Source organism: Pseudomonas sp. 22515, from assembly GCF_052044625.1.
GTDB lineage: Bacteria > Pseudomonadota > Gammaproteobacteria > Pseudomonadales > Pseudomonadaceae > Aquipseudomonas > Aquipseudomonas alloputida.
Map to the genome: position 1 here is coordinate 36,646 of NZ_JBQENN010000024.1, position 26,799 is coordinate 63,444.

Consider the following 26,799-nt stretch of genomic DNA (forward strand, 5'->3'; position numbering starts at 1 on the left):
GTGGCTAGGTTCCGGTGGCCTAGTATCACCTGCTCAGGCGGCCTCGGAACCTGGGGCGACGATTTCCAGCGGGGCCGTACGGCGGCTGCGGTACTTGCACGTCAGCCAATAGGCCAGGTAGCACCAGGCAATGAAGGGCAAGCCGAAGTACAGGGCAACCCGCTGAGCAGGGTCGAAGGCAATGCCGACGCAGGCCAGTACGCAGCAGAAAATGGCCCCCAGTGGTACGAACGGGTAGCCACGCACCCGGAACTTGAGGTCCTCGAGCTTGCCGCCGCTGGCGATGTAATGACGGCGGAATGCGATCTGGCTGGCCGCGATGCTGATCCACACCACCACCACGGCCAACCCTGAAATCGACACCAGCGCCAGGTAGATGGTGTCGGGGGCAAACACACTGCTCAACAGCGAAGCCATGCCGCCAGCCATGCTCAGCACGATTGCATTGAAGGGTGTGCCGCGGCGCGACAGCGTGGCGTAACGGCGGGGCATGTTGCCTTGGTCGCTGAGGGTCCAGAGCATGCGCGAAGCGGCGTAGAGGCCGGAGTTGGCGGCAGACAGCAGCGCGGTGATGATGACGAAGTTCATGATATCGGCCGCATACGGGATACCAATCATCGCAAAGACCATCACGAACGGGCTTTCAATAACCCCGGCCTGTTCACGCGGCAGCAAGGTGGCCAGTACAAAGATGGTGCCGATGAAGAACAGCGCCAGGCGAAGGACCGTGGTGCGAATGGCCTTGGGGACGTTCTTTTCCGGGTCTTTGGTTTCGCCGGCAGCGATGCCGATCAGCTCGGTACCCGAGAACGCGAAGGCCACTGCCAGCAGGGTCATGGCAATTGACCAGAAACCGGTGGGGAACAACCCTTCACGGGTGAAATTGCCCAGCCCTGCACTGTGCGCCTGCTGGATCTCGAAGCCACCCAGAATGGCCCCGCCGCCCACCACCAGAAAGGCGATGACGGCCAACACCTTGACCAGTGACAACCAGAATTCGGTTTCGGCGAACGATCGCACCGAAATGATATTGCTGATGAACACCGCAGCGCCGAACAGCGCACTCCACATCCATACCGGCGTGTCGGGGAACCAGCGCACCATCAGGATGCCCGCGGCGGTGAATTCGGAGCCGATGGCCACCGTCCAGGTCAGCCAGTACATCCAGGCCACCATGTAACCGGTGCCCGGGCCGAGGTAACGCGTGGCGTAACTGCTGAACGAGCCGACTTCCGGCATGTGTACCGCCAGCTCGCCCAGGCACATCATGACCAGGTACACCATGATTGCGCCGAGTATGTAGGCGATGACCGCGCCCAACGGGCCGGCCTGGTTAACGGTGTAGCCTGACGTGAGAAACAGGCCGGTGCCTATCACACCGCCCAGTGCCAGCATGACGATGTGGCGGGTTTGCATATCCTGCTTGAAGGTATGCGCCGAGGCATTTCTAGTTGTGGTTGTCTGCACGGACATTGTGGGTTACTCATGAAAGTTGGCGGGCAAGGACGTAGCAACGACCTCGTCTTGGCAGAGCGAATCGAGTTGCCTTGCATATTGTTTTTGTTCGACTTCATGAAGTGGCACCCACCGCACGGGTGAGTGCTACGCGCCAGCCTCAGGCCTGCACCGGGCGCTGGCAGGCGTCTGCGTCAGCGTGCAATTCCTTTGCGACGGCCAGTTCCTCACGCACCGATGCACAGGCCTGTGCCAGGTCCGCCAGCAGGTCATCGGTTTCCTCGATGCCCACTGAAATGCGCACCAGCCCTTCGGAAATGCCCAGCGCCAGGCGCTCTTCCAAAGTGTTCTCGACATGGCTGGTGGTGCGCGCCGGGCCATAGATGGTTTCTACCGCGCCAAGGTTGCCGGCCCGGTGGGCATACTTCAGCCGCGGCAGCAAACGGGCCACGGTCGGCATGCCGCCTTTCAGCACGAAGCTGACAATGGCGCCAAACCCGCGCATTTGCGCCTTGGCAATGGCATGCCCGGCATGCGCCGGCAAACCTGGGTAGTTCACCGCCTCAACCAACGGCTCAGTGCTCAGGTAAAGGGCCAACGCCATGGCACTGGCTTGCTGCTGGCGCAGGCGCACTGCCAGGGTCTTGATACCGCGGATGATCAGGTAGGCCGAGAACGGGTCCAGCGCCGCACCGTTGATTTCCCGGTAGTGCCGCACCTGGGCCATCAGCACCTCCGCGCCGCACACCACCCCACCCAGCACGTCACCATGCCCGGACAGAAACTTGGTTGCGCTGTGCACCACCACATCCACGCCCAGCGCCAGCGGGTTCTGGTTCAGTGGCGTGGCAAAGGTGTTGTCGGCCACCACCAGCGCCCCCACCTTGTGCGCAGCGGCGCTCAGCCGACGAATGTCCAGCACCTTCAGCGTCGGGTTGGTGGGGGTTTCCAGGTAAAGCAGGTCGCAACCGGCGGCAATCTCGCGCTCCAGCGCTTCAGTGTCCAGGGTATCGCACAGGCACACTTGCACGCCCATGCGCGGCAGGAACTCTTCGAAGATCTTGTTGGTGCCGCCATAGCTGTCGCGGGTCGACACCACGCGTTTGCCGTTGGACAGGAAGGTGTGCAGCACAGCACTAATGGCCGCCATGCCGCTGCTGAACGCGACTGCCGACTCGGCTTGCTCCAGCTCGGCCAGTTTTGCTTCCAGCGTGGCGACCGTTGGGTTGCTCATGCGGCTGTAGATGAAGCCCGGCTGCTTGCCCTGCGCCACGTCGTACCAGGCATCGATATCGTTATAGCCATAAGCGGCGCTGACCACGATCGGGGTCTGCGTGGCGTTGTACGGGTGCTGTACCTGTTCCCCGCTCCACACAACCCGCGTCCCCACACCGGCCGCAGCATTGCCCTCGAATTTTTCGTTGTTGTTCATATCCGCTTCCCGCCCAGCTGAGTTGTGTACACCGATGCAGCATCGGCCTTGAGCGGACTATAGGGAGATGACGGAGGCCTGAAAAACGATGGAATCCGGGTCTGACTGGCGTTTTTTTTAATGGCTGCGGGCCGGGCGCTGCAAAAGCCGCCCGGCCACGTGGGCGCTTAGGCCAGGTTGCGTTTCAGCTCGGCGATGTGCTCCGGGCCGATGCCACAGCAACCGCCGACCATGCTGGCACCCCGCGCACGCCAGCCCTTGGCCCATGCCAGGTAACCCGGCGGATCGAGGTCTTCGCGCAGTTCGTCCAGGCCATCGTTGGCAGTGGCTTCTTTGGGCTGCGGCGGGAAGGCGTTGGCATAGGCACCGATGGCAATCTCGGCGTTGTGCCGCTCGATGACGGAGCGCGCGACATCAATGGCGGCGCCGATCACCTCAGGCTGGCTGCAGTTGAACAACACCGCAGCCACCCCCAGGCTGACTGCAGCTTCGATGGCGTCGGCCACCGGTTCACCGGAGCGCAGGCGCGGAACATCGTCGACGTCCTCGTCCTGCAGGGTGAAGGACACCCAGAACGGCCTGCCGTCTGCCGGCAAATGGCTATGAATGGCCCGCACTTCGGCCACGGAACTCTGGGTTTCGGCCAGCCACAGGTCAACATGCGGGGCCAGGCCCTGGAGCAACGGGGTCAGCACCTCTGCCACACGCTCGGGCTGGAACAGGTCGGGGCGGTAGGACCCGAACAGCGGCGGCAGCGAACCGGCCACCCTGACCGGGTGCGCGCCGCTATCTGCCGCGTGCCGCGCAAGCTGGCCTGCGATATGGGCCAGCTGTCGCCCTTCGGCGGCAAAGCGTTCTTCACCGATGTGGAACGGCACTACTGCATAGCTGTTGCTGGTGATGACCTGCGCACCCGCCTCGATGAAGGCTGCATGCACGCCCACGACCGCCTCCGGCGCCTCGCTCAGCGCCAGCGCCGACCACTCGGGCTGGCGAAACGGTGCACCACTGCGCTGCAGCTCTCGGCCCATGCCACCGTCCAGAATTACCATCGTTCGCTCTGCCATATAACTTCTCTGAAGGTTCTTATGAATAAAATTCATTATGGGGATTAGGGTTATAACTATTAAATACCCTATCACCCATTTGCCCAACATATCAGGTATGTACATGCGATTTTCTTCTCTGCTGGGTGCGGGCCTTGTACTGCTCGCAACTGCCACCCAAGCCTTTGCTGGCGCCACGTTGGAGCGAGTTGAATCGCGCAAGGAAATGGTTAACGTGCTGATGGAAAGCTACCCGCCGTTTTCCTTCCTCAATGACCACAACCAGCTCGACGGTTACGACGTGGACGTGGCCAAGGCAGTGGCCGACAAGCTCGGCGTCAAACTGCGCCTGGAAACACCGTCCTGGGACGTGATTGCCGCTGGCCGCTGGAGCGGGCGCTACGACATCTGCATTTGCTCGATGACCCCGAGCAAGGCGCGCGCCGAGGTATTTGACTTCCCCGTGGAGTACTACGCATCGCCCGCCGTGATCGTGGTCAATGCCTCGGATGAGCGCATCCATGGCGCCAAAGACCTGGAAGGCCGCAAGGTGGGTTCGATCAGTGCATCGAGCTACGAAAGCTACCTGAACAAGAACCTGGTCATTGAAGGCAAGGAAGACCAGAAGATCGATTACCCGTTCGACTTCGTGCAGGCTGCGCCCTACGACACTGAAAACGTCGCCTTCCAGGACTTGGGCCTGGGCACTGGCGTGCGCCTGGACGCCATCATTACCAACCTGGTGACCGCGCAGCCGCGCCTGCAGCAGGACAAGCGCTTCAAGCTGGCCGGTGCGCCGCTGTATGAAGAGCCCAACGCGGTAGCCATCGAAAAAGGCGACCCTGAGTGGGATGCCAAGGTACGCCAGGTGTTCGCCGAGCTGAAGGCTGATGGCACCCTGGCCAAGCTGTCGCAGAAATGGATTGGCGCCGACATCAGCAAATGAGCACCTTCCCCCCCTCCCCCAAGCCCGTGGTAAAGCCTGCGGGCGCCGGCCTGTTCGGCTTTCGCACCCGGTTACTGCTGACCTGGCTGGCGCTGTTCGGGCTGTTTGTCGCCTTCTTCCTCAGCTTTGACCTGAAGTTCGCCATCATTCTGGAGAAGTTTCCCAACCTGGCCGGTTTCAAGCTGGGGCCCAATGGTTTTCTGCAAGGCGCCGCTCTGACCCTGTTCCTGTGCCTGTGCTCGATGGTGGTATCCGTGCTGCTCGGCTTTGCCGCCGCGCTGGCACGGTTATCCAACAGCGCGGTGCTGGTGGGTGTGGCCAGCTTCTACACCTCGTTCTTCCGTGGCACGCCGCTGCTGATCCAGATTCTGCTGATCTACCTGGGGCTGCCGCAGGTGGGCCTGGTACCCGGCGCCATCAGCGCCGGCATCATTGCCTTGTCGCTGAACTACGGGGCCTACCTGAGCGAGATTTTCCGCGCCGGCATCCTCGGCGTGGCCCGTGGGCAACGTGAAGCAGCATTGGCGCTGGGCATGCGCACGCCGCAGATCTTCTGCCACATCATCCTGCCCCAAGCCATGCGGGTGATCATTCCGCCCACCGCCAACCAGTTCATTTCGATGCTCAAGGACTCGTCGCTGATTTCCGTGATGGGGGTTTGGGAGGTGATGTTTCTGGCGCAGTCGTATGGGCGTTCGAGCTATCGCTACCTGGAAATGCTGACCACCGCAGCCGTGATCTACTGGGTGCTGTCGATACTGCTGGAACTGCTGCAGGCGCGGCTGGAACGGCATTTTGGCAAGGCTTATCAGCGCTGAGGGCTGCCACACGGCCCTTGCAAAATCATCTACGCAGGCACGACGTGCAGGAGCGCCACCAGGGCGCTCCTGCATCGACCGCGTCAACTGAAGCCGCTTTGCTGCTCACAAAGCTTTCATCTCGGCAATATCCCGCGCCACCTGGTCTGCCGAGTGGTCGAACATCGCCTGTTCCTGCGCATCCAGCGGCAACTCGATAATCCGCCCAAGCCCCTTCTCTGCCAGTACGCAGGGCACACCCATGGCGATATCCGTTCGCCCATACTCGCCCTCAAGAATCGCCACCGCCGGCAAAATACGGTTCCGCCCATTGGCGATCGCATCGACCATCTGCGCAATGGCCACGCCCGGTGCATCGCAGGCGCTCCCCATCTTCTTCAACCCCAGAATCTCGCCGCCGCCCTTACGTGTGCGTTCGACAATCTGCTCGATCTGCTCATCGGACAAGAAGTGCGACAACGGCACCGAGCCAATCTGGCAGTAGCGCATCAGCGGCACCATGCTGTCGCCATGCCCGCCCAACACCAGCGCCGTGATATCCCGTGCAGAAAACCCGGTTTGCTCAGCGATAAAACACTTCATGCGGGCGGTATCCAGCACCCCCGCCTGCCCGAACACCTTGTCGCGCCCCTGCCCGCTGACGCTCCAGGCGCGATAGGTGAGCACATCGACCGGGTTGGACACCACCAGCACCGTCGCTGTCGGCGCGTGGTGCTTGATATCCGCCATGATGCTGTCGAGGATTGGCAGGTTGGTACTCAATACATCCTGACGCGACTGGCCGGGCTTGCGCGGCACGCCCGCCGTGATCACCACCAGCTCGGAACCCTCCAGCATCTCGGCTTTGGCCCCGCCGTGAACATGGGTATCGGAACCTGAATCCACCGCCGCCTGCCAAACGTCCAGCGCCTTGCCCTGCGCCAGTTCACCCTGCACGTCCATCAACACCAGCTCACGGCACAGCTCATCCCGGGCGATGATCTGCGCCGCCGCCTCGCCGACCAGGCCGGCACCCACGATCGTTAATTTGTTCACCAGACACCTCCCAGCGGCGCGCGCCACCAGGAACACGCCTGCGTATAGAGAGAAGTATTGCCTGCCGGGGCTAAATGGCCACCCAAGACGATGCGACGACCTTCACTTGACAGTATTCCATGGCAGCGCGAATATTTTGGCCCGATTCATATAGATGACCATACAACAAGGTGAATCAACCGATGACTATGCTGCCCAAGTGCCCCGTCGCCACACCGCCGCCCACCGGCCTCAGCGCCACGCCTCCCTGCTGCCCATCTTCCGTTACCAGGCGCCCGCCTGTGAGCGGCAGCTAGCGCAACGCCGCGTTCCCTTCCTCGAAACCGTAGCAGCAGCCCCCACGGCAGCCACCTGGGCATGCCCCGTGGAGACGCCCGTCACGCCTTCAAACCCTGAGTGCAGCCCGAGCGCCAGCCCAACCGAGACTCCTTGAATGACCCCCTTAGATATACAGCTATTACTGACGGCACTGGCCAGTGTTCTGGTGCTGGTGGCGCTCATCGTTTCGCGCCTGAAAATGCACCCGCTGCTGGCCTTGCTGGTGGTGTCCATTGGCGTGGGCTTCGCGACGCATATGGCGCCAGGCAGCATCGTCTCCCACCTGCTCACCGGCGCCGGCAAGACACTGGGCGCAGTGGGGGTGGTGATTGCGCTGGGTGCGATGCTTGGCAAGATCCTGGCTGACGCAGGCGTCACGGAGCAGGTCGCGGATGTCATCCTCAAGCGCACCTCCGACCGCATGATCCCTTGGGCCATGATGCTGGTTGCCTTCGTCATTGGCATCCCCATGTTTTTCGAAGTCGGCCTGGTGATCATGCTGCCGCTGATATTCAGCGTGGCGCGCAAATTGGAAAGCAAGGCGCGCTTCAAAGGCTCGGCGTATGTGTATGTAGGTGTGCCGGTCATTTCGGCGCTTGCCGCCATGCACGGCATGGTACCGCCGCACCCAGGCCCCCTGACCGCCATCGCTGTGCTCAAGACCTCGGTCGGGCCCACCATGCTCTATGGCTTCCTTGCCGCCATTCCGGCAATGATCCTGGGCGGCCCGCTGTACGGCATGTTCATTTCACCGCGCATGAACACGCGGCCCGATCAGGCATTGCTGGACCAGTTCACACTGGCTGAAAAAGCCGATGGCCAACCCCGCCCCGGGGTAATGGTCGGCATGCTGGCCGCATTGCTGCCGGCCATCCTGATGCTGGTGCATGCCGTCGCCGAGATGCTGCTGCCCAAAGGCAATGCGCTGCTGGAGATGGCCAGTTTCCTGGGCAATCCGCTGATCGCCATGCTGCTGGGCGTGCTGTTCGCCGGCGCCAGCCTGGTGCTTGCGCGCGGCGGCGACGCCGAACAGCTGCGCGATGCACTGGGCAAAAGCCTCAAGCCGATCGCCTCGATCATCATGATCATTGCCGGTGGCGGTGCCTTTCAGGAAATGCTGACCAGCGCCAAGGTTGGCGATGCCATTGTGCACCTGACCCAGCAATCTGCCTTCCCTCCCCTGATTCTGGGGTGGCTGATCGCGATGTTGCTCTCGGTGTCTACCGGCTCTGCCACCGTCGGCATCGTGGGTGCTGCCGGCTTGCTGGCACCGCTGGCAGGTGCAGACCCCAGCCTCAACCTGCCTTTGCTGGCCTTGTCCATCGGCTGCGGTTCGCTGTTCTTCAACTATGCGAACCATGCAGGCTTCTGGATGGTGAAAGAATCCTTTGGCATGACCATGGGCGAAGCCACCAAGACCATCTCGGTGGTGCAGTCCATCGTGGCGGTGGTCGGGCTGATTGTGGTGTTGATGTTGAATGCGGCCATCACCATAGGTTGAACTTGAGTCAACGGGGGCTGCACAGCAGCCCCAATCTGGCCCCACCCTCGAGCAACGATCTGGCCTAACGCTGCAGATCCTGCTCGCTTCGTTCCATTACCTTCCCACACTGCTCACTGGCCAACCGGCTGATGATCCGGATCGCCTGATGGATACCGGCCGTGTTGCGAAAGCTCAGACGCGGGTTGTGTTCGCACTCGAGCATTTCGTCGTGCTGGACCAGGGCCTCGCCTAGCAGTTCGAGGGTCCAGGCGTAGCTTTGGATGGTGGAGAGGCGTTCTTGGTCAGACATGGCGGGCCTCCGGTTGGGTGGAGACGAAGCGGGGCTTGCTGAAGGTGAAGTAGCGCAGGGCCGTTGCGGAACGGCGGAGGAGAACGGATGCGAGGATCCTGGATGGACTTGAGATGAGCATGCATGCGGTCCTTTTCGATTGAAGCACCACGCTGACCGTCGCCAAACGATTAGGGTGGCAGCTGTACGCAGGTTGGCGAACCGAGGAAAAGGAACTCGGCAGACCCGAAGGTCTCCCACGCACAGCCGCCATTACACGAAACTGCGGACGCAAAAAAAGCGCCTGCAATCGTGGTCGGGGGCGCCGATGCGCCTTTTCGTTCGGGTCGCCAAACCCGGTCGCGGAGTTGGCCGCGACTGGAGCACGGTAGCGTCGTGGGGGCTGCAATGCAAGGTTTGGGGGGATGTGAATGGACGCTGGGAGTTGTAGGAAACGTCGGCTAAAACGGATTGGTATCAAGGTCTACTTGACGGTTGGATGGGGCGGGAATGGGGGGAGACAGGAATCGAATAATGCACCTGTACCACAACGTTTTCAGTCATCTAATGCAGATCACAGCCGAAGCGTATCCCTAATCCCTAAAACCAGATCCACTGGTCAATGGCGCTGGGACGTTTGAAGCAAGAGACACGCCTGGTGCTACTGCCCCCGCTACCTCACAGCGGTTTCGGAGCCAACCTCAGCATCGACAGGACTGGCAACAGCATCGAATTGATCAATCCCCTCGATTTCAGAAAACCAGATGCTTCCGAATTTCGACCAGTCGAAAACGTAGCAACGTTTCAATGCCAGAGAGACGGGTTTTCCACCAATCGGAACGTTGATTGTCCCACCTGGGAAAGTGGTCCCATGGGAAATATCGTACGCCCAATATTTGCCATTTTTCACTTTAGGTGTGGTGATAGACGGCAGGTCGTTCATGACTAGCGCAATCCCGCGGCTTGCGATACCAGCCTCTACGTACTGCTCTAGCACCTGTAGGTCTTCATAAACATCCTTCTGGAATATGTCTTGCGCGCCACGAGGCCCACCAGAGGAGGTAATGTTCCGGTAGCACTTCATCTCAATAGCGATTCTTGTACTGCTTTTCGCGGATGTGCCAGTAACCAATATGTCGATGTTATGCGAGCCTGTAGGTAGCTTTACTCCCGTCTCCAGCTCGATGTCGGCTGACTCATCAGGGTTATGCAGAGTCAGCGGGAGTAGCTGTTTTAGTAGGTAGGCGTACTGAAGCTGCATGGATGCTTCTTTGTTCACTGGGATGAGGCCACCACCGACCTTTCTAGCGAACACCTTCCAGGCGACTGAAATCGCATGGCGCAGACGCGTTTCAAATGACTCTTCGACTATAAATGTGGGCAAGCTGACAGCCTCAAAAATACTGGCGGAAGGCCAGTATAAGCTGCCTATTCAAAAGTGATCAGCCTAAGTACACAAACCGTATGATTCGCGAGACCTCACAGGCACGGTAGGAAACTCGCAGCTTACCAATGGTTATCGTTACACGCATGAAGCCATCGTGGTTCGGAACCACTGCGAGAAACCAGACTTAATGCCGCAACCCATCAGTTAGAGAAAAATGGGATGAGGCTTTATTTGCATCCCACATCAATCTCACTGTTCCTGACTGCTTCTCCCTGCCCGTGACGATGCCGGCCTCGACACTGCCTTCTTCGCTTTGGCTGCCGCAGGGCTTTTCCCTCGTTTCGGTCCGGCCACCACGCAGGAACTGGCCAGCGGCGCGGCCACAGCGATTGGCCCACCAGCCTTCAACTGGCCGACAGTGTTGCCGACGAGCGTTGCAGTGGACTTATCTTTGGCAGTCATCACCATCCCCATCCGCACACCAAAGAGACGCAGTACGGCCTCCAAAGTGCTGAGCTTCGGATTCGACTTCCCGCTTTCCAGTTCGTACAGGCTTTTCGTGGACATCTTGCACATGGCCGCGAAGGTCTCTTGGTCGAGCCCGGTGACTTCGAGCCGCAGACGGCGGATGGACGTGCCAATTGGATCGAGCCCCGCCGCGTTGCGCTTGACGATATCCTCTACAAGCTGGGCGCGCTCTTCAGGCTGTAGTTTTTTCATCGCAGTCCCCACTCCACGAGTCGCTTGTCCAGGTTATTCACGGGTAGAGAGGCTGCATTGCGCATCGATTCGGGCGCATCGGTCAGCAGATCGGGCAACGCCCTGAATGCCTCAGCCGCATTCATCAACCGTTGCAGCAGGACATCGGGATCAGTGTAACCAACAAGCTCAGCGCAGTTGTCGCGCCAATTAGAAGACCCCTTGCGCTCTGCTGCCCACTTCGTCGTCCGTGTGATGCCCTCTTCATCGAGGATCATTGGCGCGAGGTCATAGATTGGCGCCAAACAAAACCTCCCACCCACACGCATGATGGAAGTGTTGCGGCCGTGGTTATCGGTGTTCCCTAGAATGCGGTTCAGCAGATCGCGGCGCACATACTCGAACACCAGGTCGTCCACCTCATCCTGCTGGCCGTTATCGATCCATAGACCTACCAGGCGGTGAACCACTTCGGCATGCGCCATCGGATGCGCGTAGCCGGTAATACCGCAGATCGAGTACACCGACTCCAGCGGTATCCGCTCCACCACGCCATCCACTACTCGGCGATCAAATCGTGGCATCCAGAGGCTTGGCTTCACTGCCTCTTCAAGCGCCAAACCATCAGTGGGAACCGTATCAAGGCCGAGGGCAGCAACCGCCTTGTAGTAATGAAACTCTGTTCGCAGGATGTCTTGGTCGCGCTCGCCGCCTCGATTACGCGCGAACTTGATCAGCCAGTGACGGCACGCCTGGTCATCGGGGAGCATCGCATCAGCGTACAGAGCACCGCTGTGGGCTTCGGTCATGACCAGCTTGGGGGCTTGCCCGTTGGCACCGGTAGCACCGCCCAACGCCGCGCCGGTTTCATAGGCGTACTCAAGAAATTCGTTCGTCCTGTCCACGACCTCAGCACGCGCGAAAGCCTCGCTCCGATCCGGCTGAAGGCCTTCCACCGATTCCTTGATGCGCAGGTGCCCAATAGGCGCCGGGGTGAAGCGCTCCAGAAAGTACAGCCCCATTTCCACACCTTCGGGCTTAAGACGCCCATAGCGGGATTCAAGAGAGTCCTTGGCAGCACCAGAGGGAATGATGTCGTAGAGGAATGCTGGATACCCTTTGACGTCATGGTGGTCCCAGTTCAACGGAAGGTTAACGCTTAGGGCGAGTTCGCAACGATCTTCCATGCGATCAACGTTCGCGATGATGTAGTCGCCGTCGTAGGCGACAAGGCACCTTCCATCAGCAACACGCTCGGGGTTCTCAACCGTGAGTGTCGCTGCATCGCGCCATGCACCATCGGAGAAAGCCTGGATCGTGAGTCTGAGCGGCATCGGGACACCATTAATCAGTACTTTAATGCTGATTATCATAGTGCGCATGGCTGGAATCGGCAATATATTGCTGATTAAAAGCTTAAGCACGGATAAAACCGGCATCACACTACCGATTATGCATTCAGAGCGCGCGGGAGGGCGGGCTAGAGGTCGTTGCTGCGCCTGGAAGGCAGGAAGTGTGATTCAACCTTTGGGTTATAGGACCATGTTTAATTGCGTTGGGTAGGTGGTGGATGGCACGGGCTTCGCCCGCGTTCGCGGGTAAACCCGCTCCTACAGGGGGGGGTGGAACGGCTACGCCTTGATGAATCCATAGGTCACCCACATCCAAGCGAAGCCAAAGGCCGTCAGCCACGTGGATATCTGTAGAGCCAACTTAAGTTTTGCAGGGAAGTTTTCTAGTTCTTCGATGTCCAGATGCCCTCGGCGCATATGTACGCCAGGCCAAATGAGTATTCCACAAAGAAACGTTATCAGCAGCCACCGAGCGCCAAAGCGCCGCGTGCCCAAAAACAGTTTCATTTGCTCCAGGCCGGGATGACTTTGGATAGCCGAGGTTGCAACAGTGAAATTTCTTGTACCCGCGATGAATGCACTGACCGCACAACCGGCCAACGCGATCACGAACGGACACGCCAGCATTATCCACTTCAGCCACACGGGCCAACTCTCGAACTCAGTCATAATGTGATTCGTAGATCAGCTCGCCCATTTGCTCACCGCCCTCCGCACCGGCGATGCTCCCAGCAAAAGCCCCTCCCCCGACCAGCGCAATGCCACATACCGGCGCCCCGAAACCCGCGGTACCAGCAGAGAACACCCCACATACAGCGAGCGCAGTGATCCCAGCAATCTTGCCACCCACGATCCCTCCCGCCAGCCCCCCAGCGAAAGCACCTGCCTCAGACAAACGAATTTTTTTGCAGGCTTCGGTTTCCCCTGCACGGCAGGCCTCTTGGACTTTCAGATAGGAAGATGTACCACCTAAGCCAATTCCGACATGCCCACCATACCGAAGGTACTTACTAAGCTTCGCCACTTTGTCCAAGTATGTGGCGTACCCAGGAATCTGCCCTGGCCCACCGGCTTTCGACCAATGATGCACAAGACTCTTGGTCGAGATATTCAAGCTTTTCTTCAGCCGCTCGTAGGCCCCTAGATTCAGATGTTTATTTAGAAAAGTCGCCTTCAGCTGACCATCTAGCTGCTCCAATAACAGCCGTCGTTCGGCGAAGAACGATGGACTATTCAGATGGCCATGGCGCAGAAATTCTTGCTGATGCAAACGCTCGATGTTGCCAAGTGTGCTGCGAAGCTGCCGGAGGCCGTGGTCCATCATGTCCTTACCCACACCCATGGAGAGACTGGCGTCACTAAGCAGTCCGGCAATTTCAGCCTGATACTCCATCATGAAATCTGACTCGGCAAAATCGAGTACAGCCAAGGAACGTCGTGCGCGCTCGGCGGCCGCCATGAGTTGGCCCTCCTCCTGGGTGCAGGCATAACCGTTATCCGGATCGCCGATGACGAAGATTTCCCCTGCCTTGAACCCCTGCTCGAAAGTCGGGTTCAGGCGTTGCAGGTACGAAATGGGCAAGGTCGAATCATGGCTAGTCAGCTCCAACAGAATCTGCGGGAACGACATGCTCCGCGGCACCACATAGAATCCCGGCTGCATCTGCCCAGGCAACCCGCCAACCATGGCGGGCGAAGCCCCTGCCGAAGCGCTAGAGCTCCCAGGGCCAGCGGGTGTGAGGCTAGTGCGTACGGCAACCGGCAGCCGCGGCGGGGGCATTTCCCCTAAAGGCGCCACCACCCGGTTGCTACCCTCTGGGCAACCGCAATCAACTAAGGCGCCATCCATCGCGACTGGCTGGCCATCCGAGATGAAGTGCCACACCCCTTCGACGACCTTTCCTTCCAGCCCGCAAAGTGGACAAGGTGTGGTGGGATCCCCCATCCTCAGGACCATTCGTCCCTCGTCGAGGTAACCTTCCCCGGTAGCGATGCAAATCGCACCTGTGGTGGTCACATCACCGTCTACTGCTTGGCCAAGCCCATCCAGACTGACGCGCATTTCAGGGTCCCTTTCGAACTTTAGGAGCGAAAGAACCTAACAGCTAAGAAGGGGCAAATGAGGCCTCGAGCAGCTAACGAGACGATTCCTACGAGCAACGCGGATTTAGGACTAGGCACGACCTAGCGGTTTGAGAACTAGACTCTGTCTGAAAAAAGCCGTCGTCCCCTTCCAGCCTCAGCCTGCGCAGAAATTCGAGCTCGGCCAGAGCGTCAACCAGCGGCGAGTCGACGGATGGGTTCAGTAGCTGCAGGTCGTGGTGAGAAAACTGGGGCATCTCAAAATTATCTCTAAACGGGAAAATCATTATCTAGAAAAATTTCGGTTCTCACCCCGTAAACACTGGCCAAAACCTGATCGACAGCTAACCATTATCTAAGAATACGTCCAACCCTAAGTGGAAAACTGCGAACCATAAAGTCAAAAACACGCAGATCCGTGGGGAAAAAAGCGGGAACAAAAAAACCCGCACAAGGCGGGCTTCTATTGGTGCCAGGTAGCGATAAATCGCCATAGGCCAACTGATTCTGGTGCGGAGACAGGAGTCGAATAAGGCACCCATAGACCCCGTATTTATTGACCTCTGTCCTCTATATTTCCAAACCGTATACCTAACCATATACCTAAAACCCAATTCACCCTCCCCTGCCTCGGCGGCATGGCAAGACACAACCCGCCGAGCAGTAACTCTGCCTGCCTGTCTTCTGACCGCTTAGCTGGCCGACCGGCTAACAGCTGAGATGCGACCGCGCTCTGGCAACAAGCGTCAAGTCAAGCTTTCGGAATCGTTTGGGCCTCAGCCGAATGAAACAGAAGACGGACATCCCAAGGAAAATCTCAGCTGCAGGGAAACCGCGAGTCCCCGTACCCGTGTAGGGAGGGGGTATGGGGAGGACCCAAAAACGGCAAATGCACGGCGCCCCACCCTGGTATCTAGTCAGTGAGGGGGGCAACGATGAGCTACAGACTTCATGGTCCCTAACCCGGCAAAGCGGCCAGCTCGGGAAGTCCAGGGGGTTGCCTCGCTGCTGGCTTCAGCCCTTTTCGGGGCGTGGGGAGTGTAACCATTAAGAACTGGTGTTCTTGGTGTTCTTGGTGTTCCAAAAGCGCTGGAAGCCAGCAAACAAGGGACCTATAGCTAGGGAACACCATTGAGAAATATGTGGAACACGAAGGCTCAGTAACACAAAAGGTGTTCCGTACCTCCAAGACTCGAGTGGAGCAATCTAGATGGGGCTTGAGGTAGATCTAGGGCGTGCCAGAGTGGAACACCACGACGGTGCAAAGCCCGATGAGCAGGTGAAGGGCTGGAATTCTTCCCCCTAGGGAAAAGTAAAAAACGGCTTTAGACCATAGATTTTGCTGATGGTTCAACGAGGCATTGCATTTAATTTTTGGCGTATGTAGATTAGCGTTGCGTAAGCGTACCGCTTATGTGCTGCAATCGATTGCTTATAGATCCTGGGTTTTGCTCGTACGAGCGTCTGAAGTTTTTGACTTTGGACTTGTCCGGAGGCTCGCACCTCCGATCCCCTCCGAGAAACGTGGAGGAGACAGGGACGGTAGGTTTGGCCATGTGAAGGATGGCAGCTGCCAGCGATCTGATCGATGAATGCATCATCCTTCACTGCACCCTTGAGTATGGGTTGGTCAAACCTATTTTTAATAGGATTTAAAAATGGCGCTACTCAATCCTAGAAAAGTTTCAACGGGCTCGATTTCAAGTATTGAGAATCTTTGTAGCGCGCTTTCTGTATCGCTCGACGAAATTTACGCGGCGCTGTCTCTTCCTGATGAGGAAAAATACGCTGTTTCCCAAGCGTTCAAGAGTGATGGCAGCGTTCGACTGGTCCACAATCCGCATTTCTTGCTCAGGAAAATTCAGCGAAGAATAAACAAGCGTATATTTTCCAGGCTCAGCATTATTGAGTGGCCAGACCATCTTTATGGCTCCGTACCAAATCAACGAGAGCAAGATACTCAACGCCTGATCAACAAAGACTATGTGTCGTGTGCCGCCAAACACTGTGGCGCGAAGAGCTTATTGAAAGTCGATGTCAAAGATTTCTTTGATAACATACACAAAGACTTAGTGCTCGATATATTTAGCAATTTCATGAAATTTGACAGCGAAGTTTCTGAATTGCTTGCAGAGATTTGCTGTTTTAGGTCTCATGTAATCCAGGGAGCCCTAACCTCAAGCTATCTGGCCAGTTTGTGCCTCCATGATATTGAGGGCGCCGTGGTTCATAGATTATCGCGAAAAGGTCTTGTATATACGCGCCTCGTAGATGACATAACGGTTTCGTCAAAGATATCAAACTACGACTTCAGTTATGCTCTGGACATTATTAGGGTGATGCTTACTAGTAAGGACCTCCCGCTTAACGTTGTTAAAACTCGATCTATTTATGTTTCCAGCGAACCGTTGACTGTCCATGGTCTAAGGGTCGCATTTCCTCAGCCTCGCCTTCCATCTGGAGAGATCGCTAGGATCAGGGCAGCCGTAAAAAATATAGAAAATTTAGCATCCGAGCGTGGCTATAGAACAACTCACGCTTACCGACACGATTTCAATCGCTGTATGGGGCGAGTAAACAAATTAGTTAGGGTGGGTCATGATCGATACGACTCGCTGCTCGCTCGACTTAAGAAAATATTTCCTTTGCCTTCTAAAAAAGATATCGAGCGTGCGCGTGCAATGCTGGACCGCCTGGCTCGTGACTGTGCGACTAAACGTAGCACCTATTGGTACGCAAAGCGATATTATAAGCTTCAAGAAAGATTAATCATCCTAAAACGTTCATTTCCAGCTGTCACGAAAGAAATCAGAAAGTCGTTAAAGGGTTTGAAGCCTGATTATGAATAAAAAACTTGGCGAAATTTGGCGTGATTACCCATATCTAAACTATCTTGTCGCCGGACTATTATTGGTCGCCGCAACAGGCATAATGCTGAGCACTATAACCATAGTTATCACCGGCATTGACGGAGAGTTTGCCAGGCCTCTTTGCTTTAACAACGAATGCATTAAGAAGTTTTTACAAATATATGACCAATCTTTTTTGATACTCATAGCAACTCTGAATTTGCTTGTAGGGCTTGCGACGATTGGGGGGATAATAGTTGCGCTCATGAGTTTTCTAAATAGCGCAAACGCCACAGCACTATCAAACCATATCTCACATTTTTCCATATTTCAAAACTACGTAGCATTAGAGATCTCCAAGCGCAACCGTATATCTCCTTCATCGGTAGACACATTTGTTTGGTATAACTTAATTTTCTCTAATTCGCGAAATGGGAAAACTTCAATTTCTGATGATTACTGCGCCGTCATCTCAGCTTTAAATAGTGAAATACTTTTTTCTAATGAACAAGCAAGAACTGCGCTTCAAGGCTCATTTCGATACATGCCACATCAGAAAAGAATCATCGATGCTCTAGACTGTATGGGGGTCGCGTTAGGCCATCAGCCTAGAAATGAATTTTACGAGATTGAAGATCAAATTTTTTCTTTGATATCTAGCCTAAATAAATCTTTTTGTTTCTCGGACAAAGTACCTGAGCTAGTGAAGAGGCAATACGTTTAATTTATCGAAATGCAGTATTTAATCTTTCGCGCTTCCATGGCAATTTCAGCGGAATTTCTACGTTCACTATGCCTCAGAGAAAACATTTCAATATGTCCGCTGCTGGGGGTACCGGGTTATCTCGAATGACAGATATTGGCGGTTAACTTCCCTCCGCCAAGGGCCGCTCTGGGTCGAAAGCCCCATGGTGATCGTCCGTAACCCCAAAGCAGCCCTTGGCGGAGGATAGCTAACGGCCAAAAGTAGATATTCAATCCATCTGCAAAACTAGAGACAACTCAATTAACTTTCATCCAACTTCAGCTCAAATGCTATAGGAGCACTTCTTATCAACTGACCTGGCCCTGGACCAAAGCGTCTGGGTACTGTCTCTTGTTCCAATGATGTCGCCCAAATATCGCAAACTTTGGCAGAATCAAGTTGCTGAGTGTTTTCGGCAATCGTGATAAATCTTTTGATCAATGCTGCGATTATTGCATACGAAAGCGATATGACGTGCGGAAGCACTCTGAAACCGGTCTCAGAAAATCCATCATAGGCAATTTTGTTATCCCTACCCAGCAGGTAGCTTTTGGTTATCGCACTATATGTCCGATGTGTATACTTGCTGAGATCACTATAAAGATTGCTTAAGTTTTTGGCTTTATCTTGGCACTCAAATTTTCTTATGAATTCTCTAAAAACCCTATGCGGAATGACTTCGTTATTATACCACTTTGCTAGATCTTTCCTTGCCCCATCACCAGCCAAATAAAAGTATGCCGAAATATCCATTGTTTCAACCGCATCACGAAATAAGCGCGAGGCAATTCGATGCCTCTTTTCCTCTGTTAATTTCAAGGCATCTATTAGCGCCTCTAAGGCATCTATCTGTATTAGCCAGATCGCCTTGTCGAGAGTTCGTTCATCTCGATCAAAGTGCATATCCTTTTCTGCATAGTGAAGCTTTATTGACGATAGAACCTTATAAGCTTCTCGATGAAACTGCTCTTGCCCACCATACTCATACGGCTCATTCCACGCATCTTCTGTGTCTCTATCCCATACAAAACTTGGCATAAGTCTCGCCTATAAATTCAACTGTCATTGATACGTCGTGTCGCAATTTCCATTGCGATGGCGTGCCGCATAATGGTCTTGTCGATATCTTACTCGTCTTGACCATCAGGCTCGCCGAACAAGTACTTACCTGTATACCAAATTGACCGCCCAACGTTGTGGATTAGCTGCTCTCCTTGCCGTAAGGGCGAGTAATCTTCACTGACGCCCGCGAGGTTGATCGCATCTGTAACCTTTGAACCTGTAGGATGCGCATCTCCCAATCGCATGTCATAAGCACCGGCAATTTCAGCAAACACCCGTTGGGCGCCGTCGACTCCAATACTCTGAGCCAGGATACTTTGTAGCAATTTATTTGAGCCAAGCTTATCCTTCTCCGCGTGAGTAGAAAGCTTGCGTAGTTCGCGCACGTTGAGTCTGTCCGAAAACACTCGAATAATATCTTTTGCCAATCTGAGTAGAGTTGGTCTATCCTTGCTCGAAAATCTAGATATTTGTTGCCCTGCCTCGGCGTCATCAATGTCATGGGTGAATAAGGATATATTGTATTTTTTCCGAAACCCATCTTCTAGAAGCCTCATGCTTCCAAAGAATAGTTCTTCAACTGCATATGTAGATGCTGGTTTTGCCTTAACCTGCGATTCTAGCAACTCGCTTGAAACTTTACCTTCTGGAGCAGTGTTATGTGCGGCCCAAACATGTTGTTCCCAGGAGGCCAAGCGTGCGACGTCATAGGCGTAGACAGTAATCAGGTCAGAGCTATTGATTCCAAAGTGAGTTTTATACCCTGATGTGGACTGAATGGCCCCAGTTTCGCCAGTGTACCAGGTCAACTTAAAGCCGCGATTATTCAGAAGCTCAGTGACAACGCTTGCCCGAAACCATAACCAACGACCGATGTCCTCGTTCCTAAGTGCCCGTGATGGCATTCGAGTCCCATCAGTTTCCACGATGAATTGAGGGAGGTTCTGATCAGTATCTCCACGAACCCGCTGGCTTTTTGATTGGTGGTCGACCCACTCCTCCCGCCAAAACTCACCCTCGACCCGAACACCTGCATAGCCTCCTCGTTGCCCACTGGAGCTTTCATGGCCTGTGTTGGTATCATTTTCAGGCCCCATGACCGGAGCGTCTTCTTCCTCATCGACGTCCGTCCTCCAAGCACGAAACATCGCCCAGCTTCCTCCGAACACGTCATTGAGATCCCTAACGATTAGCTCGAACCTGCCGTTATCTCTTTCCTCACTTCGTGTTTGCAAATTTGAATAAGCACTATTCTGCAAAGCGGCAACATTTTCCACTCTCTGTCGATAATACGATAGACGAAGCGACAAATTTCTAGCTGCCAAATAATCTATTAGAAACTCCCTTTTTATTTCAATAAGACGATGTTCGCCGTTCGCGTCGAAGGTTTCGCGAGCTACTACTACGAAGTTTTCTTCAGGTCTAACCCAGTTATCACCTTCTTTGATGAGACCCAGCGCCACGATGAGGTCCGGACTCAATATCCATTTGTTGCCACCTATGACGGGCTGCGGCTGCACATAAACTAAGTTAAAGCCTATTGGCTCTTTATCGTTATATTGATATTGATCGATTGACGAATAATATCCATCTTCGTACGCATACGGGGCGACCGTATGCCCTATTCCTATGTCGCTCCACCCAAGGCGTTCTTCGACAAAGACTCGATGTTCTGGCGGGAATGCAACGGAGCCACATCCAAAATACTCACTAACATGACCTATCTCTTTCAAATCTCCTTTCTTGTCTTCTACAGACGCTCTCAAAGGAATCCATGCCGCGTTAGAAAATACTCTGCGAGTTTCCTTGGTTTGGAGAATCCACTCTTCATTCATGGTTGAACTTCCGGTATTCATGATAGCGCTTGGTAATAAAGGACTGCCCTTCGTCCTGTTTACTATATTAGCTCGCGATTGGGTGGCGTCGGTGCACAGGCTACTCAGGATGCCAGTGCTGAGGATAGCGTAGCAACGCGCCTAGCCTTCGAGGGCTAACGGCTGTATGCATCTGCTGGTGCTCAAACGGGGGAGGAAACGCGTTCAATGGTAGGCCGCTTCTGGCCGCTTTCTGCCTGTCGCGAAAGGCAGAAAACGGCCAGAAGCGGTCTTTCAGGAGCCTCAGCCGGTCGCTCGTCCAACACGCCCTGTGGGTAGCACTACTGATAGGGCGTCGTACAGGAATTGTCATGAAAGACATCAACTAAGGTTGATGCCAAATAGCTATCAAGCCTAAGATGGGCTTCCCTTATGCCCAATGGACGAGCCGTAGATGAAGCCAAAATCTACCTAACAAAAAATTGGTCAAGAACTGCGAATGCCGCATCGGCAGATATCAGCCCCAGGAGAGTCACTATTGACCATTGCAGCGCGAATTCAGGAATGCACAGCTAAGCTCGCTCTAGGGGATGCCGAAAATGCGTTCATCCAACTTGCAATTGCCATCGATGGCACAGCCAAGCTGCTTTATCCAGGAAAGAAGACATCTGAGCGCTGTAAAAAATTCTTGAAAGATAGCCTGCCTTTCATTCTCTGGTCACTAAGCAATGGAACACCAGCTAAAACAACTAGCCTATCATTCGAAGTTTCGAGCTCCAGCGATTCAGGGACGTCTATTGAATTCGAAGATCTTGTCTACAAAGTCATGCGATGTTCCATACTCCATGAAGGCGAACTCTCGGAGAAAGTGGAATTTGTCAACGCCCCCTACGTTGGCACGCTCAATGGCAGAGTACAGTTCCCTTTGGCATTACTTGGATCGTTGCTCTTCGCAGTGATCGCTAGCCCCGTGAACGAGCGTCAAAGAGTTCATGAATCAACTTCATTTATCTTTGGCAACACCAAGGTCCCTGTAAATGACATGCTTGGAAATTTGGAAAAGACCAAAATAGCAATCCGAAACGGCTTCTTATATGACGTAGAGCACTTGCTTCAGAATTTTAATACCGAAGCCAATCATGAGCGACAAAGAAATTAATACACATACATCAAAACACCATCACCTATTACCCTGAGATGGTGTTTTGACAATTTGATAAAGACGAGTTCGGCAAGCTGGAATTAAATGTCTGTCAGCTGCTCCAGCTTGATAGTGCTGCGTCGCTCCAAAACCCTACGATGTGAAATGAAATATCCCTTTTGGGGAGAAATAGCTGGAACGTAGAAATCGCTCAGGCTATCACCGTACCCAAGTAGTTTTTCAGCTGCTGCAACATGGGCTGCCAGGGTTGCCAGTTCTTGTGCAGCCCTCTCAAAGCGGTCTGCCCAATAAAATCGAGCAGCCTGAAGAACTTTTGAGCTCAGACTGTCAAGCTCTGATTGCTTCTGCTGAATGACAGCATCAAGCTCCGAGAGCTGCGTGCAAAGTGCAGACGAGACTGTACTAGCACCTTGAAGCGTCTGTTTGATTATCGCCAGCGCGTGGGACGCTTTCTGCAACACTCCCTCTGCCTTGCGCTCAACCCCGCTATCGTTCTCCCCCATCGCCTGGGCGTAAGCTCGAGCGGCTTCATGTTCATCGCGTTCTGCAGTTTTCAATTCGCGCTCGTGCTTCGCAACAAGACCTGCCCTTTTGGACTCCAGCGTCTCTCGCTTTTCACGCAGGCTTTTAATTTCGCTATGAATCTTGGCTATATCTTTTTTTGCCTGGCGCACGGTTTCAGAGGCGGACTTTACACCCTCCTCCCAGCTAACCAAACCCTGGAGTCGTTGAATCTCTCGAGATAGCTCATCAATTTTAACCTTAGCATTGGAGTAAGGCGCGATCTGATCCCGAGGATAGACAGGTCTTCCCTGACGGCTATTAGCGAATGTTTTCTCTGCCTCGTCAGCGACGGCTTTTAGCCGAGGAAGATCTTTCTTCAAGCTTGCTAGTTCAGCTTGGCATTGTTTCAGCATAGACGATTTTGTGCTCATTTTGGACTCCAATAATCAAATTTATGAAAGCGCAGGCGTAGGCAGGCCGAGCCTATAAATGGCCACTAATCTCCCGGCTAGTTGAGTGCTACTAGTTATTCACTAAGCAATACGTTTGAATTCACAACATAAACCCGTCCTTTCGGCATTCCGGGTAGTGTTACGGATTGGGCGGCTTTTCCGTCTCCGCTCGGCTCAAGTATTCCGCGCGCGACCAGCTCTCTATTTACATTTCGCAAATTCATACCTTTAAAAACCTCATCACGCCAAGTGGTGCCGAGGAAGTAATAGGTCACCGACGTATATAAAGAGTCACCAATGCCATGATCCATAGTCCTGCGAAAGCCAAGCCGGTCTGCTGTACGTGGCGCATGCTCATCGGTCTTCGCGGCAATAGAATCCCATCGCGTGAAGCGACTTTCTCCATAGCGCTCCACCATGCCGCGCAGTCTGGCCACGATAGCGTCACCCTCCAGGTTTCCAGCACCGCCACGTTCGGCCAACCAAGCGTCCAAGCACACACGTGCTGATTGCAGCGCTAGACCGTCTGGCCATCCTGTAACGCCCAAGGCTGTGGCCAACTCACCCGCCGCCGCTGCCAGTCCGAAGCGAGTTGCGGCACGCTGTGCCTGGCCGCTGGCGCTGGCTGGTAATGCCTCAGTGGTAAACCGCTCCAGAGTGCTGCGCACCATGGCCTCATATGCCCGCAACTTGCCGGGCTCACAGAGGGCCGACAGGAAAGCCAGGGCAGGCGTGCCATAGCATCGGCTAACCCGGGCCTTGAGCGCATCCGACAGCGCGGCGGCATCGTCGAAGCCATGCAGCTCTTCGAACAACCCTAGCCCTTTGCTCGCGTCAGCCGGTACAGCAAGCAGTCGCACCTCCATACCGGCTTTTAATTCCTTGTTTGCCTCGGCCATGTGTTGCGCCAAGGTCTTTTCCCCGGTGGAGAGAAACAGCAAGCGCCACTCCTGAACTTGGCGCCCACTCATGCCACGATCATTGGCCCGCGCCTTACCAGTGCCGTTACCCAGCATGTAGACCGTTTCCCCAATTATCCGTGGGTCGCACATCCCGATCTCATCGAGCACCAACAACCCGTCCGAGTGCGCCGCCGCGATACTTTCCAGGGCGTTGTCTGTAGAGCGCCAGGAACGCACCAGACGTGGACCACCCCAAACCGAGGCAGCCACCTGCAAGTGGGTAGTCTTCCCGCCCGAGCTATCGCCGTACAGGTGGAAACCGCCAGACTCGTGCCCGAGTAGATGCAAAACCGCGCCAGCGAAAGCCACGCATACGACGAACGCCAGGCGGTTATTGCCCACGCAAAGCGCACCGATTTGCTGCTGCCATTGTTCCAGTGTCCCCGCCTGAGTGATCGGCGGAAGCTGGGCACCGGCTTCGTAGAAGTGCAGATATTCGGCGCTGGCACCGATCTGCCGATCTGGCAACAAGTAGGCATCCCCGTGCCAGCCCAGACGAGTGACCAGGCGAGCACGCTCAGCACTGTCATAGCCCTGCAAGTAGCTCTGTAGATCGTTGCGTGAATTGCGAGCAGTGCGCACGGGCGCCAGGCGCAGCCCCATATCAACCAGCGGCGCGAGCACTTCCTTGCCAAAATCGCCCGCCATTGCCCTGGCCGGAATGTTGAGGCGCTTGTTGGCCCCATCCGGGTCATCAAACTCTACCAGCAGGCCCCAGCCGTGGCCCTTTTCATCACGCGTGCGAGCCAATATCTCCAGCCGTGAACAAACCGGGCGTGCTTCGCCATCCTCACCGGCATAGAACACCCCATCCTTCGTGACACGGAAGCCGCTTGGGGCCGGGGCGGTTTTCTTCTCAGGTTGCTGCTTGGCCTGGCCAGTGGTCTGGCTCTGCTTGGTGGGGGGGGCGGCAGGTACGAGGGCGAACAGCTCCCCGGTGCGCTGCAGCTCTGCCAAGTGTTGAGCAGTCCAGCCTTTGGATTGGGCATCCGCCGCATCGTCACCTTCGCCCCACTCACCGCCTGGGGCGAAAGTGGGGCGCTCACCATCGACACCAGGGAGTTGCCCGAACACCGTCAAGGCTACCGTCTGCACCGAGGCAGCTCCAAGCTTTCTCAGGTGGTCGGCCAAAGCATCCATGCACTTCATGCCTGGGGCATCGTTGTCAGGCCAAAGCAACACGTCACGCCCGACTAGCGCCGCGAAATCAGCCTTCTGCCAAGAGTTCGTCCCGTTGGGCCAGCAGGTGGCAACATGCTCAGGCAACAGATCGGCAGCGGCATCGGAGGCCTTCTCGCCCTCGCACAGCACTACTGGCGCCAAGGGGCGTTTAGCCAGATCATCAAGACGCAGCAGCGGGCGAGGCTCCGATAAACCCTGCCAGCGCCAAGCCAGCGAGTCATTTGCAGAGTTTTTGCACCAGGTGAGGGGCGCGAACACTTTGCGCGGCGTGCCGCTCTCATCCGGCCCGAGGTCGAAGCGGTACAGCACCATAAGTGGCTGACCGTTGGCGTCACGGTAAATCCAAACCTTGGAAGGTTTACCGTGCTGCCGGTGCGCTTGCAGCACCTTCAGCATTGCCTGCTCAGGAATGGGCAGCACGGGCACCCACTCTGGTTTTTTAGCCTGACTGGCGGGAGCTGTGACGTTGGATTTGCTCGTCGCCTCGACACCGAGGAAGGCAGCCAGTTTGTTACAGGCCTCCACATCTGTGCCGCGATCGAGGTAGCGCACCAGGTCAATCAAATCACCACCTTTGTCACCGGTGGCGAAGTCGCACCAGGTAGCTTTGGCCAAGTTCACCTTGAGCGAGCCTGAATGCTTGTCCGCTCTCGTTGGGTTGGGGGCGGTGTATTCCTTGCCACCGTCTACGCGCTTGCCACCGGGAAGCCAGTGGGCCAGCACGCGGTCAATCGCCGCGCAAGAAGCGGCCTTGACCTGCGCAAAGGTCGGATGCCTGGAGGTGGGCATCTTCCTGCTCATGCCTGGCCACTCTCGGCAATCTGAATCCCAGTAGTCACATCATCTACAAGAGCCTTAGCCTGCTCACCCAAATAGAGCGCAGCCCACACCAACACATTGTTGTCGTCGCTCACGCCGGCTAGCTGCGTCAATTTGTTCACGCAGTTCATGAGTACCGAAGCCTGCTCCAACGCTTCCTCACCAGAGATACCGGGGCACACACGGAAGAACGGTTGATTCAAAGAGTTGTGCTTTGAGAAGGCGGCACCACCTGCCGTATTAACCTGAACATGCCCGCTCATTTCCGCCCCCTTTCCGCGACATGGCGGGTCGAGTCGTCGGCATGCACGACCAGGGTGCGAATCTGCTCCAGCGTTCCGCGTACGTCCCACAGGGCGCCGAGAATCACACGGTTAGTCAGGCGTTGGCCTTGTTCCGCCTCGAACTGATCCTCCAGCAAGCACAACACTGCCTGGGCTCGCTCAACGGCGCAGGTGATCGCATCGATCGGGACGCCAGCGGGCGCGTGTGCAGTAATGCAAAGCAGGTCTTCTGGTTGAGAGCAATGCTGTACTGGCGTAATCATTGGGCACCCCCGCTTGCTTCTAGGGCGCGAGCACGAGCCATTGCCGCGTTGTAACGCGCCAAGCGGACGGACAGGGATGAGTTGGCGTGCAGGGCCGCAATTGCACGGGACTTCAGGGCGGCAATGTGGTTCTGGAGAGCAGACGGATTGAGGGTGTGCATGGGGTGACGCTCCTTATGTGTGGAGCTGCCACGGTCCGTCGCCAAACGAATTAGGGTGGCAGCTGTGCGCAGGTTGGCGAACCGGTACACAAGGAAACCGGCAGACCCGAAGGTCTCCCACGCACAGCCGCCATAACACGGACGTACGGGCACAAAAAAAGCGCCTGCAATCGTGATGGGGGCGCCTGTGCGCCTTAT

Annotated in this window: 22 protein-coding genes and 1 pseudogene; 6 read left to right on the top strand and 17 right to left on the bottom strand. The window is 55.7% G+C overall.

What is annotated here, in order from left to right; translation table 11 throughout:
* Positions 1-33 precede the first annotated feature (33 nt).
* From ACTJJN_RS20655 to ACTJJN_RS20665, 3 genes are all read right to left on the bottom strand, one after another.
* The gene (locus ACTJJN_RS20655; protein ID WP_010951918.1) at positions 34-1,473 is read right to left on the bottom strand and encodes an amino acid permease; all 1,440 of its coding nucleotides are present in this window, start codon (positions 1,471-1,473) and stop codon (positions 34-36) included.
* 142 nt (positions 1,474-1,615) lie between these two features.
* Complete coding sequence (locus ACTJJN_RS20660; RefSeq protein ID WP_019750413.1) at positions 1,616-2,887, bottom strand: cystathionine gamma-synthase family protein; 1,272 nt, start codon at positions 2,885-2,887, stop codon at positions 1,616-1,618.
* A 167-nt stretch (positions 2,888-3,054) separates the two neighbouring features.
* Complete coding sequence (locus ACTJJN_RS20665) at positions 3,055-3,939, bottom strand: homocysteine S-methyltransferase family protein (protein ID WP_195743554.1); 885 nt, start codon at positions 3,937-3,939, stop codon at positions 3,055-3,057.
* Positions 3,940-4,057: 118 nt separating this feature from the next.
* Here ACTJJN_RS20665 and ACTJJN_RS20670 point away from each other — a divergent pair, with 118 nt between their 5' ends.
* Positions 4,058-4,879, top strand: a complete 822-nt coding sequence (locus tag ACTJJN_RS20670) for an ABC transporter substrate-binding protein (RefSeq protein ID WP_003247511.1) — start codon at positions 4,058-4,060, stop codon at positions 4,877-4,879.
* Entirely contained in the window at positions 4,876-5,697 is an 822-nt protein-coding gene (locus ACTJJN_RS20675; RefSeq protein ID WP_017148086.1) for an amino acid ABC transporter permease, read from the top strand. The genes ACTJJN_RS20670 and ACTJJN_RS20675 overlap by 4 nt, the downstream gene beginning before the upstream one ends.
* A 105-nt stretch (positions 5,698-5,802) precedes the next feature.
* On the opposite strand, the gene ACTJJN_RS20680 is transcribed toward ACTJJN_RS20675, so the two are convergent.
* The gene (locus ACTJJN_RS20680) at positions 5,803-6,732 is read right to left on the bottom strand and encodes a malate dehydrogenase (RefSeq protein WP_014755273.1); all 930 of its coding nucleotides are present in this window, start codon (positions 6,730-6,732) and stop codon (positions 5,803-5,805) included.
* 433 nt (positions 6,733-7,165) lie between these two features.
* Here ACTJJN_RS20680 and ACTJJN_RS20685 point away from each other — a divergent pair, with 433 nt between their 5' ends.
* Complete coding sequence (locus ACTJJN_RS20685; RefSeq protein WP_014755272.1) at positions 7,166-8,551, top strand: GntP family permease; 1,386 nt, start codon at positions 7,166-7,168, stop codon at positions 8,549-8,551.
* Between the two features lie 64 nt (positions 8,552-8,615).
* On the opposite strand, the gene ACTJJN_RS20690 is transcribed toward ACTJJN_RS20685, so the two are convergent.
* The 7 genes and pseudogenes from ACTJJN_RS20690 to ACTJJN_RS20720 all read right to left on the bottom strand — a co-directional run.
* A complete protein-coding gene (locus ACTJJN_RS20690; protein WP_014755271.1) occupies positions 8,616-8,843 on the bottom strand; it encodes a hypothetical protein in 228 nt (75 codons plus the stop codon).
* A gap of 652 nt (positions 8,844-9,495) precedes the next feature.
* The gene (locus ACTJJN_RS20695; RefSeq protein ID WP_319006635.1) at positions 9,496-10,206 is read right to left on the bottom strand and encodes a hypothetical protein; all 711 of its coding nucleotides are present in this window, start codon (positions 10,204-10,206) and stop codon (positions 9,496-9,498) included.
* Between the two features lie 252 nt (positions 10,207-10,458).
* The gene (locus ACTJJN_RS20700; protein ID WP_440781569.1) at positions 10,459-10,929 is read right to left on the bottom strand and encodes a helix-turn-helix domain-containing protein; all 471 of its coding nucleotides are present in this window, start codon (positions 10,927-10,929) and stop codon (positions 10,459-10,461) included.
* Positions 10,926-12,347: a type II toxin-antitoxin system HipA family toxin gene (locus ACTJJN_RS20705; protein ID WP_440781570.1), complete on the bottom strand. Its 1,422-nt coding sequence runs from the start codon at positions 12,345-12,347 to the stop codon at positions 10,926-10,928. Before ACTJJN_RS20705 ends, ACTJJN_RS20700 begins: the two co-directional genes overlap by 4 nt.
* 192 nt (positions 12,348-12,539) lie before the next feature.
* Positions 12,540-12,929, bottom strand: a complete 390-nt coding sequence (locus tag ACTJJN_RS20710; RefSeq protein WP_041167277.1) for a hypothetical protein — start codon at positions 12,927-12,929, stop codon at positions 12,540-12,542.
* Entirely contained in the window at positions 12,922-14,322 is a 1,401-nt protein-coding gene (locus tag ACTJJN_RS20715) for a PAAR domain-containing protein (protein ID WP_440781571.1), read from the bottom strand. Before ACTJJN_RS20715 ends, ACTJJN_RS20710 begins: the two co-directional genes overlap by 8 nt.
* 139 nt (positions 14,323-14,461) lie before the next feature.
* Positions 14,462-14,599: pseudogene (locus ACTJJN_RS20720) on the bottom strand (Fic family protein); the annotation flags it as partial.
* Positions 14,600-16,000: 1,401 nt separating this feature from the next.
* On the opposite strand from ACTJJN_RS20720, the gene ACTJJN_RS20725 reads away from it, so the two are divergent.
* Positions 16,001-17,191 carry a reverse transcriptase family protein gene (locus ACTJJN_RS20725; RefSeq protein ID WP_440781572.1) on the top strand — a complete coding sequence of 397 codons (1,191 nt, stop codon included), beginning with the start codon at positions 16,001-16,003 and terminating at the stop codon, positions 17,189-17,191.
* Complete coding sequence (locus tag ACTJJN_RS20730) at positions 17,184-17,915, top strand: retron Ec48 family effector membrane protein (RefSeq protein WP_440781573.1); 732 nt, start codon at positions 17,184-17,186, stop codon at positions 17,913-17,915. Before ACTJJN_RS20725 ends, ACTJJN_RS20730 begins: the two co-directional genes overlap by 8 nt.
* Positions 17,916-18,197: 282 nt before the next feature.
* Here the strand turns inward: ACTJJN_RS20730 and ACTJJN_RS20735 are convergent, their stop codons facing one another.
* Positions 18,198-18,974, bottom strand: a complete 777-nt coding sequence (locus ACTJJN_RS20735; RefSeq protein ID WP_440781574.1) for a hypothetical protein — start codon at positions 18,972-18,974, stop codon at positions 18,198-18,200.
* Between the two features lie 89 nt (positions 18,975-19,063).
* A complete protein-coding gene (locus ACTJJN_RS20740; protein ID WP_440781575.1) occupies positions 19,064-20,833 on the bottom strand; it encodes a hypothetical protein in 1,770 nt (589 codons plus the stop codon).
* A gap of 517 nt (positions 20,834-21,350) precedes the next feature.
* Between ACTJJN_RS20740 and ACTJJN_RS20745 the strand changes: the two genes are divergently transcribed.
* Entirely contained in the window at positions 21,351-21,971 is a 621-nt protein-coding gene (locus ACTJJN_RS20745; RefSeq protein WP_440781576.1) for a hypothetical protein, read from the top strand.
* 83 nt (positions 21,972-22,054) lie between these two features.
* Here the strand turns inward: ACTJJN_RS20745 and ACTJJN_RS20750 are convergent, their stop codons facing one another.
* From ACTJJN_RS20750 to ACTJJN_RS20765, 4 genes are all read right to left on the bottom strand, one after another.
* Positions 22,055-22,909: a hypothetical protein gene (locus tag ACTJJN_RS20750; protein WP_440781577.1), complete on the bottom strand. Its 855-nt coding sequence runs from the start codon at positions 22,907-22,909 to the stop codon at positions 22,055-22,057.
* A 95-nt stretch (positions 22,910-23,004) separates the two neighbouring features.
* On the bottom strand, positions 23,005-25,875 hold the full coding sequence (locus ACTJJN_RS20755; protein ID WP_440781578.1) for a DUF927 domain-containing protein: 2,871 nt from the start codon (positions 25,873-25,875) through the stop codon (positions 23,005-23,007).
* The gene (locus ACTJJN_RS20760) at positions 25,872-26,156 is read right to left on the bottom strand and encodes a DUF3077 domain-containing protein (protein WP_023629143.1); all 285 of its coding nucleotides are present in this window, start codon (positions 26,154-26,156) and stop codon (positions 25,872-25,874) included. The genes ACTJJN_RS20755 and ACTJJN_RS20760 overlap by 4 nt, the downstream gene beginning before the upstream one ends.
* Positions 26,153-26,440, bottom strand: coding sequence for a hypothetical protein (locus ACTJJN_RS20765; RefSeq protein WP_266023747.1), 288 nt, complete (start codon positions 26,438-26,440; stop codon positions 26,153-26,155). The genes ACTJJN_RS20760 and ACTJJN_RS20765 overlap by 4 nt, the downstream gene beginning before the upstream one ends.
* Positions 26,441-26,799 lie beyond the last annotated feature (359 nt).